12 protein-coding genes and 2 pseudogenes are annotated in these 15529 nt (G+C 49.4%); 4 read left to right on the top strand and 10 right to left on the bottom strand.

The genetic code is table 11. The features are described from left to right. Positions 1–119: 119 nt before the first annotated feature. Positions 120–323: pseudogene (locus tag KW828_RS15700) on the bottom strand (ISNCY family transposase); the annotation flags it as partial. Between the two features lie 599 nt (positions 324–922). Between KW828_RS15700 and KW828_RS21950 the strand changes: the two are divergent. From KW828_RS21950 to KW828_RS15710, 3 genes and pseudogenes are all read left to right on the top strand, one after another. Beyond that, a pseudogene (locus KW828_RS21950) lies at positions 923–1264 on the top strand (nucleotidyltransferase); the annotation flags it as partial. After that, entirely contained in the window at positions 1259–2116 is an 858-nt protein-coding gene (locus KW828_RS21955; RefSeq protein WP_371316134.1) for a hypothetical protein, read from the top strand. The pseudogene KW828_RS21950 and the gene KW828_RS21955, both read left to right, overlap by 6 nt. After that, positions 2109–2663, top strand: a complete 555-nt coding sequence (locus KW828_RS15710) for an SLATT domain-containing protein (protein WP_218337242.1) — start codon at positions 2109–2111, stop codon at positions 2661–2663. The genes KW828_RS21955 and KW828_RS15710 overlap by 8 nt, the downstream gene beginning before the upstream one ends. A 167-nt stretch (positions 2664–2830) precedes the next feature. Here KW828_RS15710 and KW828_RS15715 read toward each other — a convergent pair whose 3' ends face one another. The 3 genes from KW828_RS15715 to KW828_RS15725 all read right to left on the bottom strand — a co-directional run bounded on the left by KW828_RS15715 (position 2831) and on the right by KW828_RS15725 (position 6122). Continuing rightward, positions 2831–4162 (bottom strand): DUF4062 domain-containing protein, encoded by a 1332-nt coding sequence (locus KW828_RS15715; protein ID WP_218337243.1) that lies wholly within the window; start codon positions 4160–4162, stop codon positions 2831–2833. 157 nt (positions 4163–4319) lie between these two features. Beyond that, complete coding sequence (locus tag KW828_RS15720) at positions 4320–5165, bottom strand: DUF6387 family protein (RefSeq protein ID WP_218337366.1); 846 nt, start codon at positions 5163–5165, stop codon at positions 4320–4322. A gap of 255 nt (positions 5166–5420) precedes the next feature. After that, the gene (locus tag KW828_RS15725; protein WP_218337244.1) at positions 5421–6122 is read right to left on the bottom strand and encodes a GNAT family N-acetyltransferase; all 702 of its coding nucleotides are present in this window, start codon (positions 6120–6122) and stop codon (positions 5421–5423) included. 215 nt (positions 6123–6337) lie between these two features. Between KW828_RS15725 and KW828_RS15730 the strand changes: the two genes are divergently transcribed. Continuing rightward, positions 6338–7585 carry a SulP family inorganic anion transporter gene (locus KW828_RS15730; RefSeq protein ID WP_218337245.1) on the top strand — a complete coding sequence of 416 codons (1248 nt, stop codon included), beginning with the start codon at positions 6338–6340 and terminating at the stop codon, positions 7583–7585. Here the strand turns inward: KW828_RS15730 and mgtE are convergent. The 6 genes from mgtE to KW828_RS15760 all read right to left on the bottom strand — a co-directional run bounded on the left by mgtE (position 7548) and on the right by KW828_RS15760 (position 14883). Continuing rightward, positions 7548–8984: a magnesium transporter gene (gene mgtE / locus KW828_RS15735; protein ID WP_218337246.1), complete on the bottom strand. Its 1437-nt coding sequence runs from the start codon at positions 8982–8984 to the stop codon at positions 7548–7550. The genes KW828_RS15730 and mgtE overlap by 38 nt on opposite strands. Before the next feature lie 111 nt (positions 8985–9095). Next, positions 9096–10739 carry a multidrug ABC transporter permease/ATP-binding protein gene (locus KW828_RS15740; protein ID WP_218337248.1) on the bottom strand — a complete coding sequence of 548 codons (1644 nt, stop codon included), beginning with the start codon at positions 10737–10739 and terminating at the stop codon, positions 9096–9098. A 70-nt stretch (positions 10740–10809) separates the two neighbouring features. After that, the gene (alkB, locus tag KW828_RS15745; RefSeq protein ID WP_218337249.1) at positions 10810–11457 is read right to left on the bottom strand and encodes a DNA oxidative demethylase AlkB; all 648 of its coding nucleotides are present in this window, start codon (positions 11455–11457) and stop codon (positions 10810–10812) included. Further along, entirely contained in the window at positions 11457–12521 is a 1065-nt protein-coding gene (ada, locus tag KW828_RS15750) for a bifunctional DNA-binding transcriptional regulator/O6-methylguanine-DNA methyltransferase Ada (RefSeq protein WP_218337250.1), read from the bottom strand. Before ada ends, alkB begins: the two co-directional genes overlap by 1 nt. A gap of 72 nt (positions 12522–12593) precedes the next feature. After that, on the bottom strand, positions 12594–13646 hold the full coding sequence (gene apbE / locus KW828_RS15755; protein WP_218337251.1) for an FAD:protein FMN transferase ApbE: 1053 nt from the start codon (positions 13644–13646) through the stop codon (positions 12594–12596). 106 nt (positions 13647–13752) lie between these two features. Beyond that, a complete protein-coding gene (locus tag KW828_RS15760) occupies positions 13753–14883 on the bottom strand; it encodes a porin OmpC (protein WP_218337252.1) in 1131 nt (376 codons plus the stop codon). Positions 14884–15529: the final 646 nt, after the last annotated feature.

Raw genomic sequence — 15529 nt, forward strand, 5'->3', positions numbered from 1 at the left:
CCAGTTGAGCGGATTCGCGTTTGAATTCAGGACTGAAATTTCTTCTTTTCATTGGAGCACCTGTGTTGTTCTGAGGTGAGCATATCACCTCTGTTCAGGTGGCCAAATTCAGTAAACCACTTCATACCAAACATTTCCTCAGAACGTGACTGTAATGTCTTCAACGCATCGAGCATATCGTCACCATTCAGCGAACGTTGGGATTTCTTTTCTGCTGGTTTTCTACGTCGCCGTGATGGGCCATCAACGGCAGGTATTGCCTCTGAACGATTATTGTCGCGCTTATCCTGAACCAGTTTAATAAATTCAAGTGTACGTCCGAGGTGACATGTCCCCTTTCAATACGATACGCCAATGCTAGTAGTGCCCCTATCGGCTGTAGCGACAATTGTGAGCTTCCGCTTCTCACTCACAGCGTCCCTTCAACTTATTGTATATGGCAGCTTTCTGCCAGAAGCGGAAGTTGATGACATATTCTATGTTAATCAAGTAGATACAGATTGATTAACTTGCGTTCTTTCCTTCGTTGATGTAAATACGGCAACCACGAAAAAAACCGAAATGTCGCTTTGATTCCTGCTTTGATACCTTTTCTGTAGGGAGTGCCGCCAAGTAGGATCATAGGGCATATTACATAAAAATAACTATAGATCATTATGTTAATGAATAAAAATAAACACCTGAACGTTCGAATAAGTTATGCTAAGATAACTGTTTATTCATACAGCATAAATCCAAAGTGAAGTTGTAGCAAACCCTTAGCGTACATAAACAAAAAATCTAAGAGTGAGGAGTTTATTCGATGACTATATCTGAAATGTTTTCAGGGTTTATATCAAATTTATCTATCAATAATGCAGAAACAATCAGCTCTCGCTATGGTGAATTAACCACTGCTTTAAACAAATAGTTCAGAGATACCGAATCTAATATAGCAAATACTTTACAAGTGGGTTCATTTGGGAGAAAAACGGGAATCAGAGGTATTTCAGATCTAGATATGCTATATATTATGCCTAAATCAAAATGGGATAATTACAAAGACGGTAAACAATTAGAACTACTTCAAGATGTCAAATCAGCGATATTAAAAAGGTATCCGACGACGAAGGTTCGTGTGGACAGACTTGTTGTTACTGTAACTTATACCAATTTCCATTTTGAAGTTCAGCCTGTTTTTGAACAAGAGGATTGTAGTTATAAATATCCTGACACGAATAACGGTGGCAGTTGGAAAATAACGAAGCCCAGAGCTGAAATGACAGCTATAAATAACCTTGACGCAAACAAAAATAGCAACCTCCGCCGGCTATGTAAAATGATAAGAGCATGGCGTAACAAACATGGCTTAGCTATGGGAGGGCTTCTGATTGATACTCTGGTATACAATTTTCTAAACTCAACAACTGAGTATGATGATAAAAGCTATCACTATTATGATTGGTTAAGTAGAGATTTTTTCAAGTATATTCATGAACTTGAAGAACAAACTGAGTATTCAGCCCCTGGCAGTCGTCAACGAGTGAAAGTTAAGAAAAAATTTCAAAAGAAAGCTAAAAAAGCATACCATCTGTGTCTTGAAGCAATTGATGCTAACGGTCAATCGAATGAAAATGATAAATGGAAAAAGGTCTATGGTCGCCCGTTCCCGAAAGCTGAAACTGTATCAAAGGCATCCCTTTCGATCCATACCCACGCAACATGGAAAAACACAGAAGAATTTATCGAAGATAAATTCCCTGTTGATATTAAGGAAAATATAAAAATTGATTGTGAAGTGAAACAAAATGGTTTTCGAGAGTTTTTTCTGCGTGATATGATCTCAAGACATATTCCTCTACGAAATAAAAAGGATTTAAGGTTTGAGGTGAAAGAGATTTCAGTTATACAACCTTATGATATATACTGGAAAGTATTGAATAGAGGTGAAGTGGCAAAGAAGAAAAATAATATTCGAGGACAAATAGTTGCTGATGCAGGGATGAGACAGAAAATAGAGTCCACCAATTTTCGTGGGGATCACATTGTCGAATGCTATTGTGTTAAAGACGGAGTTGTCGTTGCAAAAGATAGAATTCATGTACCAATAGTAATCGAGGGGAATCGTGATGAATGAAGACCGTTTAATCCTTGAAGGGCAGATAAGAGAATGTTACGGACGGGTCGTTTACTCCCATAAAACTCATGAAAAATGTGCTGACATACTTATCCGTAAGCATGAAAACATAAAATTATGGCAAATAGTCGTGTCAGCATTAGTTACAGGTGGAATAGTTTCAACTTTCTTTGACAAGGGCAACGTTAGCGCTATTATCAGTGTTGTCCTCTCAACCATCCTTTTGATTTTAAATACATATACAAAAAATTATGATTTAGGAGAACTAGCTCAAAAGCATCGGCAAGCTGGCAGTGATCTATGGATTATAAGAGAAGAATATCTTTCATTGTTGACTGATATTCGTATTGGGGATATATCCCTTGATAAAATAAGAGAAAAAAGAGATAAACTTACAAAAGAATTACAGTCTGTATACGCAGGTTCTCCGAGCACAAATTACAAAGCTTATATAGCCGCGCAAAAGGCTCTAAAGGAACTGGAGGATATGACTTTTTCAGATAGTGAAATTGATGCCTTTTTACCAAAAGAATTAAAGCGGTCTTGAACTTATAGCCTAAAACTTAACATGAGTGAGAATTATAAGATATGATAGTTAATACTCTGCTTGACAAATTTCACTAATTCAGCTGTTTTAGACCTGACCTGGCAGTTACCGATTATTTCTACAAGTTTCTGTCGGATCAGGTGTACACTATTAGTCACATGAATTTTTTATATATCAATTTCAATATATCTAGTTTCTATTTCTTCATATTCCTCACATATAATCCTGACCTCAATTATATGCTTTCCTGTTGTTAAAGGAACTATCATGTATTCATCATCAAATGATGACTCTCTCGTGTGTAATAAATTATCAATTTTTATCGTAATTTTTCTTCCATCAAGTTTTGTCCACCACTTTTGATTAATAGGTGGAATTTTACTCAGAAATGATAGATTATTATTCAAAGATGGAAAACGATCCATCACACTATAACCACCACCTAACTGTGTCTGTAAACGGGATAATGCAGAATTTTGCATATATTTATTTTTACTATATTCCGACTTCGCTCGAATTATAGGATTAACTGGAAGAGGCGATTCAGGCTCACTGAATGTGTCGTCATTCTCATAAATGAAAAAAGCATCAGGAAATTCGATATCTATATATACATTAGTTGCTTTTATACTTCCTATATTAGACACTAATATTTCAAGTGCTGAGGAATAATTATTTATCTTATAAAATCTTTCAATTTCTTTATTGTAATTAAATAATTCATTTTGACTTGGAATCTCCCTATTATATTTCTCTATGTCATCTTCAGAGATATACTCATGTAAATGTGATGGCACATTTTGTAACCTCAAAACATCAGGCATCGTTAGGATTTCATATGAATTGAAATTTTCATCGATAGTCGGTTTATTTATGGAAACATCGATCGATGGCTTTCTAAATGAAATTTTTGATTCAAGATCCAAAACTCTTTTTCGTAACTCTCTGTTTTCTTTACTCAAAGATGTTAACTCTTTTGAAAGAGCTCCATCTATATCTGCCTTATCACCACGAATCCATCCTATCCCAGGTTTCTGCATGATCTGCTTCATCAATGAAATTGATACGCTTTTTATAAGCTGGTCTTTTGTCTCCCAAAATTGAGCCATTTTTGAATTTCTTAACACCAATTCTCTAAATCCATTAATTTCTGAGAGATCATCGTCCCTTCTATCTATTGGTAGAGGCACATTGTCTTTCATGACAAACGCAAGAATAGGTATCTTTCTTTCTAAGGCATACTCATATTCTTTTTGTGTGAAACTAATGCCATCTGATGTTTTTGAACCATATCTTAAACCTAAAACAAGAATATAATAATCACTAACTTCAATCGTTCGTCTGATAATTTCCCACTGGTCTTCATCTTCAGCACTGAACATCTCCATCCCAATAGGGATATGATACATTTCCAAAATAGCTTTTATAATACTTTCTCTTTCTTCTGCTAAGTCAGAATATGTGGAACTCAGGAAAACTTGATATTTAGTAGATTCCAAGATAACCTCGCATTTCTCTTAATTGCTATACTTTTTGAGCATTAATTACGTATTTTAAATTTCATAGTAAGCCAGCGAAAACCAAAAGAACATTTTTATAATAGAAACAACCAGTTGAGGTTGTCATATCCAAACATAAAGGTATGTTATATTAACATTAATCTGTAAGTTTAATTACATCAGAAATTTTCATTTTTTTCAAATGATTGTTCTTGTTTATAAAAAAATGAAACTGCCTGATGAAGTCAATTGTTGAGGCTTTAAGGGCAAGAGGTCGGTCAGTATCCTTGATCTGCTGGGGTAGTCTCATTTCACTTTCTGCGTCATCATCTGTATATAGCAACCTGGATAGTCTGTCGTCAGAGACACGGATCTTTTTAATGGCGGCCCAGACCAGAATATCCAGCATAGGTATTACACGATAGTTGATCAGTTTCTTGATAGTTCCATACCCAAACCGAACTGACTCCAGGGGATTTTCTTCTATACCCTTAATTTTTCGCCATTGCGGTAGTGCAGCCTTAAGTGATTCAGCAATTTCCTCGTCAGTCCCACTTGCTAAATCTATTTCAAACATAACTGTCCGGGGAAACTGATCTGGCATACTCTCAGAGACAGGTTTTTCTTCAAACTCTTTATTTACAGCATACCCATCCCCGCCACTCCAGAAATACATTTCTCTTTTCAAAGAAAGTATGCTTAATCGAGCAATATCATCTGTTGTAGTAAGCAAGAAATGAGGAGGTTGAAACAACTTGTTTTCGGGAGTCATATACCCAAGCTTTTCCTCTTCTATAAGAAAAGGATTCCCACTAAAGATTTTCGAGAAGTATCCCATAAGAGCTTTGCTCTCAAAATTTTCTCTGTAACTTTTGAAGAACAACGTCCTTGCCCATAGCTCATGATAGAACCGTATAAGCGTAAGCTCTTCGAATTTGCGGTAAGTATCAATGTCGAGCCAAGATTTGATCTCTTTCGTATGTTCCGTTGACCAGTTTTTCATCATCCCTTTCCTTCTAAAAGCGATTTTAATCATTTTAGCTTACAGTAATACTATTATCGCTTGAAACGTTGGGGCCCGGGACAGTTTTTCGCTGGTGCGATGATTTTCACTTTTAGGCATACGCTTAGGCATACACAGATAAACAACACTTACACAAACTCATGAAAATCAATAAATTACATTATTTTATTTAATCCTCTCGTGCCGACCAAGAAACCTCAGAAAAACCAGCCTGTTAAGGTTGTTTTTTTTATTTCAGCTGTAGAACTCACTCAGCTTCTTCACCTGTCTTCCCCGGTCATCAAAGTTTTCTTTGCGCAGCCATGCCTTCATCGCGGGTGAAATTTCCAGCCAGTCCACGGCGGTAATGGAGAAAACAGCAATGTCCTCGGTGTGGCCTTTGGTCACCTTTTTATCACGCAGCACCCCCTCTTTCTTAAAGCCGATACGCTCAGCCGAGGCGATGGAGGTGAGATTGTTAATATTGGTGCGCCACTCACAGCGGCGGAATTTTAATTTATCAAAGAAGTACTCCAGCACGAGGAAAAGCGCTTCCGTACTTATGCGGGTTCGCTTCATCGGCGGGGTCCAGTTAATGTCGGCGATATGAAACCCGCCGTTCTCATAATCCAGTCCCGTAATGCAGAAGATGCCTTTAACGATGCCGTTCGTCTTATCTTTCACGGAAAAATGTAAGGTTTTCGGCTCTGCACTCAGGTCTCTGAAATACTGATAACAGGCTTCCTTGGTCGCCGGTTTGGTCGCAGTGAGGTAGGTCCAGTCCCGATCATCGTCGATGCTTTGCCATTCGCGATACAGATCTTCGGCATGATCCGGGGCCAGTGGACAAATAATGGTGTAATTCCCCTGCAAGGTAACTTTTTCAGGATGCGGTCGTGGCGACCACTCTTTTACTTCTCTTCCTAAGGCTTGTCCGTAGCGGTTCTGAGTTTGCATACCGTCCCCCTGCTCTGCGATTGAGATCCTCATTTTTATCATGGCATAAGATTTATCTGAGTAACAATAACCGGCCGGTTTAAAAGTTGATGTTGCGACAATGATAATAAAACTGGTATCTGCAGCGCGTGGCGGCTACTATTTTGCGCTTTGTTTAACCGCATGGATGCCTGTCTGCCCGCCCTGTTGGCGGCGCGCCTTATCTGCGAAACCCTATGCCTGATCCAATGTCATCTGTAACGGCCAACCATGACGGCCGTGTAAGTACTGTTCTTCGCTCTCCCTCGCTGTTGCTGCGCGAAACCCTCGCCGGGGTGATCACCGCCCTTGCGCTGATCCCGGAAGTGATTTCGTTTTCGGTCATCGCCGGCGTCGATCCGAAAGTCAGCCTGATTGCCTCTGTGGTGCTGTGCCTGTCGATGTCGGTGCTCGGCGGTCGTCCGGCAATGGTCACGGCGGCGGCGGGTTCCGTCGCGCTGGTGATAGGCCCGATGGTTCATCAGCACGGCGTGGAGTACATTCTGCCGGCAGTGCTGCTGGCAGGGCTTATCCAGATCGTTTTCGGTCTGGCGGGCATGGCACGCCTGATGCGCTTTATTCCGCACAGCGTGATGACCGGCTTCGTTAACGCCCTCGGCATCCTGATCTTCTTCGCCCAGGTGCCGCATTTCTGGAGCCGCGAACCGCTGATCGTCGGGCTGTTCGGCCTGACGCTGCTGATTGTGCTGTGGTTGCCACGCTGGGTGAAAAGCATTCCCTCTCCTCTGGTGGCCATTGTGCTGCTGACGGTGTTTACCGTGACGACCGGGCAGATTTTGCCGACGGTGGGTGACGAAGGCCCAATGCAGGGCGGCCTGCCGGGCTTCACGCAGTGGCTGGTGCCATTTGACCTGCATACGCTGAGTATCATCTGGCCGTGCGCGTTGAGTATTGCCTTTGTCGGCCTGATGGAATCCCTGCTGACCGCCAAACTGGTGGACGATCTCACTGACACGCGCTCCAGTAAGCGTCGGGAAAGTACCGGTCTGGGTATCGCCAATATTTTTGCCGGACTGTACGGCGGCATCGCCGGGTGCGCGATGATCGGCCAGACCATCGTCAACGTGGAAATGGGCAAAGGCCGCAGCCGTATCTCCACCGTGGCGGCAGGTCTGGTGCTGTTGCTGTTAGTCACCGCCCTCAGCGAGGTGATGGCAAAAATCCCGATGGCGGTACTGGCGGGTATTATGGTGATTGTGGGGGTGAAAACCTTCAGCTGGCACAGCGTCCATCCGGCCGCGTTGAAGCAGGCACCGGTGGCGGAAACCCTGGTGATGCTGGTGACGGTGATAGCCACCGTCAGCACCGGTAATCTGGCGATTGGCGTCGCCGCCGGCGTGGCGCTGATGTTTGTGCTGCCAGGCCGCCGACAACGCGCGGCCGACGCTAAAGCAAAAACAGCGTCGCCAGACCAAGAAAAATAAAGAAGCCGCCGGTATCGGTGAGCGCAGTGATCATCACGCTGGAGCCGACCGCCGGGTCGCGCCCCAGCCTGACCATAATCATTGGGATCAGCACGCCCATCAGCGCGGCCACCAGCAAGTTCAGCACCATGGCGAGGGTCATCACCCCGCCAAGGGCCATGTCACCGTACAACCACCAGGTGACGCCGCCCATGATCCCGCCCCATACCAGGCCATTGATCAGCGCCACCCCCATTTCACGAAAAATTAAAAAGCGGAAGTTGCCGGGATGGATCTTTTGCAGCGCCAGCGCGCGCACGATCATGGTGATGGTCTGATTGCCGGTATTACCGCCGATCCCGGCGACAATCGGCATCAGTGACGCCAGCGCCACCAGCTGCGAAATAGTATGTTCGAAGCCGTCGATCACCCGCGAAGCGATAAACGCGGTACATAAATTTATCGCCAGCCACGCCCAGCGGGTACGCACCGCTTTGCTGACCGGCGCAAAAACGTCTTCTTCGGCGCTCAGACCGCCCATCAGACGCATATCGTTATCGGTTTCTTCATACACCACGTTAACGATCTCATCAATGGTCAGACGCCCCATCAGCGTGCCGGTGGTATCCACCACTGCGGCGCTGAGCAGGTTGTCACGCTCAAAGGTGCGGGCGGCTTTTTCGGCATCGTCTTCCGGCGAGAAGGTGACCGGATCGTTTTCCATGACGTCACTGACCCGCACCGACCCGACATTGAGCAGGATGGTCTGCAACGGCAGCTCGCCCAGCAGCACGTTATCGCGGCCGGTGACAAAGAGTTTGTCGGTGTTGTCCGGCATGGTGTCAAGACGACGCAAAAAGCGCTGCACGGTCGCCAGCGTCACATCCGGGCGCACGGTGATCACAGCAAACTCCATGTTCGCGCCGACGCTGGTTTTCGGGTAATGCATCACCTGATGTACCCGCGCACGCTCCCCCGCCGGCAGCGAGGCGACCAGCCGCCCGGTCAGGTTACGCGGCAGGCGCTGAACAAGGTAAATCTGCTCGTCAATGTCGAGGGTTTTCAGGGCATCGAGCAGCGCTTTGTCGCTCATGCCCTCGATCAGATCGTCCCAGACGTTTTCGGAAGCTTCCAGCAGCACTTCGCCGCGTTTGGTGTGATCGATAAGCTGCCAGACGGCATGACGCGCATCGGCGGGCAACGCTTCCAGCGTATCGGCCAGGTCCGGTGGCGGCAAATGCGCCACCAGCGCCCCCACTTCCGCCATGTTTTCCGCCAGCGAACCAACATCGTACTGTTCAGCAAGCGTCAGCTTGTTGAGTAACGTGGAGGTAATGGCTTTATCGGTAGTGAGTAGCCAGATCAGGCGCGCGCGCTCTTCATCGCGCACCCGGGCGCTGTTATTTGGTATGACTGACATGGGACATCCCTGCATTCTTGATCATGATGACAGGGTAAAGCATAGCGGCAGGTGAGATAAATAAATGGAATGAATAAAAAAACCCGGCGCAACAGGCCGGGCTTTTTTTAGTCAGGCAGTGCGGGAAACCGCATCTCTGGAGGCCGCATCGCGCTCCGCGCCGGTCAGTTCTGTCAGTTTGCCGTCGCGCATCTCCAGCAGACGGTCAGCGTGAATAAAGTAATGATCGTCATGGCTGATGGCGAAAATGGTTTTACCCATATCTTTCATCAATGGCAGCAGCACCTGATAAAACTCGCGGCGGAAGTGCGGATCCTGATCGGCGGCCCACTCATCCAGCAGGATGATGTCACGATCTTCCGCCAGCGCCAGCAGCAGCGCCACGCGCTTCTTCTGCCCTTTCGAGAGCTTCAGGTTAAGGATTTTGCCGTCTTTCAGCTCCAGCTTATGGGCCATCTTCAGCTGATTCAGCCACTTATCCACCAGCGCGGGATCGGCAGGCTTGCCCTGCGGGCCAAGCAACTGATCAAACAGCCAGACGTCGGTAAACACCGCTGAAAACAGCTGGCGATAATCTTCCGGTTTGTTTGCCGCCAGCGGTTTGCCGTCGATCAGGATCTGCCCGGACACCGGCTGATACAGCCCGGTGAGCAGCATCGCCAGCGTTGATTTGCCGCTGCCGTTGCCGCCAATCAGAAACACCAGTTCGCCCCGGTGCAGCGTCAGATTCAGCGGTCCGACGGTAAAAGCGTTGTCCTGATAGGTAAAGGTGACATCGCGCATTTCAAGCGTCTGCCAGCCCTGTAACGACACCGGACGCGGAAATTCTTCTTTATAAGGTGCGAGATCAAACTGGTTCAGCTTGGCAAACGCCACCTGCGCGCTGAGCAGCGTCGGCAGCGCGCCCACTGCCGACAGCAGCGGCGTGCGCAGGAACAGCACGGTGAGGGAGAAGATCGCCGCGACGTTGGTATCCGCCCAGCCGAGGCTGTTCGCCATCCAGAATACCAGGCCAATCGCCCCCAGCATCATAATGTTCGACCAGTTCACTGCGCTGAGATGGAAGGTATCGGCGCGGATAATATGGTGGCGGTATTCCCGCGCATCCGGCAGATAAAGCTGGTCGTAGATGTATTCGGCACGTTCGCGGTTGAGCGTCAGTTCTTTCCGCCCTTCCAGCACCGTCTGGTAATCGTTATGCAGTTTGTCTTCCGTTTCACGCAGCGTCGCGAGGTGTTTGTATACCCGCGCCACCAGTACGAATCCCACCCAAATGGTGATCGCCATCCACACGGCGGTGACCATCAGCATTTTGCCGGACAGCCAGCCCATGTAGGCGGCACAGCCGACGGTTAAAATAATCCCCTGCACCAGCTCTGGCAGACGCACAAAGGCGATAGTGATATTACGCACGTCACTGGTCAGCCCCGCCAGCAGGGCGGCGCTGCCGAGTTGCTCGATACGTTCGACATGGGTATCCAGGATACGCTTGATAAATTCGCTGCGCAGGCGATAAACAAAATGGTGACCGAGGGTGGTGAGCGCCAGCTGCGAGCCGAGGGTGACCGCCATCAACAGGATCAGCAACCCGAGGAATTCCGGCAGCACGGCGAGCGACATATCAACGTTTTCAATCAGTCGCTGGTTGATAAAGGCAATCAGCCCGATCCCCAGCGCGGCGCTGGCAAGGCTTAACGCCAGTACGGCAATAAAAGGCCAGCGATATTGTCGCCAGACGAGAAGAAGAAGTGGCATAAACACGTTCCGCACAGAGAAAAAACAGCGTGCAGTGTAAACGGCTCTCGCGTTGAATCAAGAATAATTCTTATTTATAGCCCGCCTGGCGGAACGTCAGATTGTAACGGTACTCGCCGGTGTCCGGATGATGCCCGGCTTTCAGCGGCAGAATGCCGTGATAAAAGAGCCGCGATGCGCCGCCCCATACCACCACATCCCCCTGCTCCAGCATCACCCGCGCCACGGGATCGTTACGCTTCAGACCGCCAAACTGGAAAACCGCAGGCAGTCCCAGCGAAACGGACACAATCGGCGCGCGCAGATCAGGCTCGTCTTTATCCTGATGCAAAGAGAGCTTCGCGCCGGGCGCATAGCGGTTAATCAGACAGGCATCGGGGGTGAAATCGGGATAGCCTGCCGCCTGCGCGGCGCAATCGCACAGCGCGCGGAACGCCTCCGGCATCGCTGGCCACGGGCGTTGGGTGAGCGGATCATGTTCTGCGTACAGATACCCTCGTGCATTGGTGGCCCAGCCGAGTGTGCCGCAGTTGGTCATCGCCACCGACATGGTGTAGCCGCCGGGGGTGATCATATGGCGAAACGGCGACTGCGCCGCCACGTGCGCAATGCCATCCAGCAGCGCCTGCGCATGGCCCGTGGCGAAACGGCGCAGGATCACCGCGCCGGGGGCTAACGGCTCCTGCCAGGGTTCTTCATCGGCAAATAAATCCAGCATTACGTCTCCTCCTGCTCTGCTTCACGGGCCAGTAGTTGTGCCTTGCGCGCCACTCCCCAGCGGTAGCCAGAAAGCGCGCCGTTGACGCGCAGCACGCGGTGACAGGGGATCACCACGGCGAGCGTATTGGCGGCACAAGCGCTGGCGACGGCGCGCACGGCGCGGGGGTTACCGATGGCATCCGCCAGTCGCTGATAACTCACGGTTTCCCCGACGGGGATCTGGCGTAAAGCCTGCCATACCTGCATCTGAAAAGCCGTGCCGCGCAGATCCAGCGGCAGCGCCAGCGTATTACGCGGGTTATCCAGCACTGCGATCACCTGCTGTACCCGCCGGGTGAATTCGTCGTCGCCCTCCCCTCGCTGGGCGTGCGGAAAACAACGCGCCAGTTCGGCAAGCAGTTGCTCGTCGCTGTCGGCCAGCAGAATAGCGCAGATCCCACGCTCGCTTTCCGCCACCAGGCAGCGTCCCAGCGTACAGTTTTCCAGCGCATAGCGAACGGTGGTTTCCCTGCCGCCGCTGCGGTACTGCTGCGCCGTCATCCCCAGCGCCCGATCCGCGTGGCGGTAATAGCTGCTGCTGTCCGGGAATCCGGCGGCCAGCACGGCATCGGTCACCCTGGTGCCTTCTGCCAGCGTCTGGCGCAACCGCTGCGCGCGGAATGCCAGTTGCCAGGCTTTGGGCGTCATGCCGGTGGTGGCTTTAAACAGACGATGGAAATGCCAGGGGCTCATCGCCACGTGCTGCGCCAGCGCGTCAAGGGTGACGGGCGTATCCTGTTCCAGCAGGCGACAGGCTTTTTCGATTTTATCGAGGCGGTGCTGCCCGGCGACAGGTTGATCCGGCTGACAGCGTTTGCAGGGCCGGAAACCCGCTGCGCGGGCGCTGTCGGCATCCGGATAAAAACGCACGTTCTCCCGCAGGGCGTGACGCGCACGACACGACGGGCGGCAAAAGATACCGGTAGTGATCACGGCAAAAATGAAACGGCCATCGGCGTCGGGATGGCGATCCAGCACCGCCTGCCAGCGGTGCGCATCGGTTTGTAAAATGAGTTCAGACATGGCGGGCTCCTCGCTTAAGTGTAGCCTGAGGATGAGCGACACCGGAAACGTTCGCACCCGCAATCTTGCGTTTTAATTTTTTTCGCTGACCAGAAAAGCGGCGAACTGCGGCGTCATCCAGGGCACAAATTTATCGCCCTCTTTGGTCATCATGTATACCGCCAGCCCTTCCCGGCGCGCCACTTCTTTGGCCTGCTGTGGCCCAAGCACCATCAGCCCGGTGTCCCAGCCATCGGCCTCCAGCGCGGTCGGGGCAATCACCGTCACCGACACCAGGTTGTGCGTAATGGGACGCCCGGTCTGCGGATCGATAACGTGAGAGAGGCGTTTACCGTTCAGCTCATAGTAGTTGCGGTAGCTGCCGGAGGTGCTGATGCCGTGACCGTTAATATCAACGATGGCCTGCACGGCGTTTTCGCGATCGGTTGGCTTCTGGATCGCCACGCGCCAGGGCTTGCCGTCGCCGTTCATGCCGCGGCTGGCAAGCGCCCCGCCGACGGACACCAGGTAACGCGGGATCCCCTCCTGCTCCATCAGCCGCGCCAGATGATCGGCGGCGTACCCTTCGCCGACGGTGGAGAGGTCGACAAACAGATCCGGGAGATCTTTTTGCAGATACTGCCGCCCGGCCTCCTGCGTGACCGTCAGATGTTGCAGGCCCGTGCGCGCTTTCGCGGCGTCAATCTGTTCCTGTGAGGGAATGGTCACCGGCTGTTTGTCCGGGCCAAATCCCCACAGATTGACCAGTGGGCCGACGGTAATGTCCATCGCGCCATCGGTTTTACTGCCAATGCGCAGCGAGGTGGTAACGATGTCTGCCATCGCTTCGCTCACCGGCCAGGGGGTGAGACTGTATGACGCGTTAAAACGCATTAGCGCAGAGTCTTTTTTCCAGGTCGACATTAACTGATCGTCGGCATCAAGCTGCGCCTGAATTTTTTGCTGTAGTTCGCTGGCGCGCGGTTTATCCATGTTCACCACGCTAACGCGCCAGGAGGTGCCCATGGTTTTGCCTTCAAGTACCGTTACCGCAGAAGGGACCGGTGGCGTACTGGATGCGGCGTCACAGCCCGCTAAGAAAATGGTGGCCGCAAGCATCGCGGCGCGAAGAAAAATCAGATCCATGTTCATTCTCCCCTTGCTGAATGCGCGCAAGGGTACACTAAAAGTCAGGGTTTGTAGCTAACAAAAAAGGGGCCTGCGCGGCCCCTTTTGTAACGGCGTCAGTCGATTAGAACTGGTAAACCATGCCCACAGCGACAACATCATCCGTGCCGATACCGGCCTGACGGGTGAAGGTATTGTCGTCCAGCAGGTTGATTTTGTAATCAACGAAGGTAGACAGGTTTTTGTTGAAGTAGTAAGTCGTACCCACATCAACGTATTTCAGCAGATCCTGATCGCCAAAGTCCTGACCGTTAGCGCTGCTGATGTTTTTACCGCGGGACTGCAGGTAAGCGATGGACGGACGCAGACCGAAGTCGAACTGGTACTGTGCAACCACTTCAACGTTCTGCGCTTTATCAGCAAAGCCCCAGGCCTGAGTCGGGCTTGAACCGTTAGAGGTACCGAAACGGGTCGCGTTATAAGTCTGGGAGAACTGCGCTGCCAGATAGACGTTGTTGGCATCGTATTTCAGGCCGCCGCTGTACACGTCGGCGCGATCACCGTTACCGTAAGCGTCTGCCACGTTCTGGTCAGCGGTACGTTTAGAGGAAGACATGGCACCACCCACGCTGAAGCCTTCGCCCAGATCGTAGGTCAGGGACATGCCGTAGCCGTCGCCGTTCTGCTTCAGCGTGCTACGACCATCGGCGTTTTCACCGCTGGTGCTGCCGTTTTTACCCTGATACTGCAGGGCAAAGTTCAGACCATCCACCAGACCAAAGAAGTCGGTGTTACGGTAAGTCGCAACGCCGTTAGCACGGGACTGCATGAAGTTGTCTGCGCCATAGGTGTCGCCGCCGAATTCCGGCAGTACGTCGGTCCAGGAGGTCACGTCATAGATCACGCCGTAGTTACGACCGTAATCGAAAGCACCGGCATCACCGAAACGCACACCGGCAAAGGCCAGACGGGTCCATGCCTGATCGCTGGCGCCTTCAGCTTCGTTTGCCTGAACGTTGTATTCCCACTGGCCGAAACCGGTGATTTGATCGTTAACCTGGGTTTCGCCTTTGAAGCCGAAACGCACGTAAGTCTGGTCGCCGTCGCTGCCATTATCATCAGAGAAATAGTGCATGCCGTCGACTTTGCCGTACAAATCTAATTTGTTGCCGTCTTTGTTATAAATTTCAGCTGCATTTGCAGCGCCTGCTACGAGCAGAGCAGGCACGACCAGGGAAAGGACTTTGCGTTTCATGTTATTAACCCTCTGTTATATGCTTATTTTTATATGCCACTGCTTACTGATTAACCTGCAAATCAGTCGGCAAGTTCATTTTCCCTAAAAATACAGAATAATCCAATAAGATTATGATACGAAAATTCTAAAGGTGTTTCATTTTGCCGCTTAGATGTTTCAATATGTAAATTTAGGGGAACTTTTTTTAGCACTAAAAGCTTAAAAATAGCGCACGCAAAATCAAATAATATTATTAATTGATAAATATCAATCATTTACCGTAATGAATATTGATAGCACTGAATGATAAAACAAAAAATCAAACCACGACTAAAATAATCTGGCTATCATCATTAACTTTTATTTATTACCTTCATTCGGCTTCGAATGACTGTTTACCCCTATTACAACCGAATGTTCTGCATTCGGTTTTTTTTTGCGCCATTTTTTGCAAACCTGCCGTAAAGCGATACCGCAGGTAAATTATAATGACTATTAATTAATCACTTAACGATAGCGAAACGGCCTTTTCTAATAATAAGTCGATTCATTTCTTGATTAAAAGTGCTATATACTGGCTTTAACAATTGAATAAGCAGACGCGTGACGCTAATCCATACATGCGTTAGCGCGTTGTCATCGCTTTCCCCCTTTTCGCCCCACA

This window comes from Enterobacter sp. ENT03 (assembly GCF_019218745.1).
Classification (GTDB): Bacteria; Pseudomonadota; Gammaproteobacteria; order Enterobacterales; family Enterobacteriaceae; genus Enterobacter_D.

Bases quoted from the DNA above. Each gene is read 5' to 3' on its own strand.
- KW828_RS21955 (WP_371316134.1), top strand. From the start codon at position 1,259: ATGACAGCTATAAATAACCTTGACGCAAACAAAAATAGCAACCTCCGC.
- KW828_RS15710 (WP_218337242.1), top strand. From the start codon at position 2,109: ATGAATGAAGACCGTTTAATCCTTGAAGGGCAGATAAGAGAATGTTAC.
- KW828_RS15720 (WP_218337366.1), bottom strand. From the start codon at position 5,165: ATGAAAAACTGGTCAACGGAACATACGAAAGAGATCAAATCTTGGCTC.
- KW828_RS15725 (WP_218337244.1), bottom strand. From the start codon at position 6,122: ATGCAAACTCAGAACCGCTACGGACAAGCCTTAGGAAGAGAAGTAAAA.
- KW828_RS15730 (WP_218337245.1), top strand. From the start codon at position 6,338: ATGCCTGATCCAATGTCATCTGTAACGGCCAACCATGACGGCCGTGTA.
- mgtE (WP_218337246.1), bottom strand. From the start codon at position 8,984: ATGTCAGTCATACCAAATAACAGCGCCCGGGTGCGCGATGAAGAGCGC.
- KW828_RS15740 (WP_218337248.1), bottom strand. From the start codon at position 10,739: ATGCCACTTCTTCTTCTCGTCTGGCGACAATATCGCTGGCCTTTTATT.
- alkB (WP_218337249.1), bottom strand. From the start codon at position 11,457: ATGCTGGATTTATTTGCCGATGAAGAACCCTGGCAGGAGCCGTTAGCC.
- ada (WP_218337250.1), bottom strand. From the start codon at position 12,521: ATGTCTGAACTCATTTTACAAACCGATGCGCACCGCTGGCAGGCGGTG.
- apbE (WP_218337251.1), bottom strand. From the start codon at position 13,646: ATGGATCTGATTTTTCTTCGCGCCGCGATGCTTGCGGCCACCATTTTC.
- KW828_RS15760 (WP_218337252.1), bottom strand. From the start codon at position 14,883: ATGAAACGCAAAGTCCTTTCCCTGGTCGTGCCTGCTCTGCTCGTAGCA.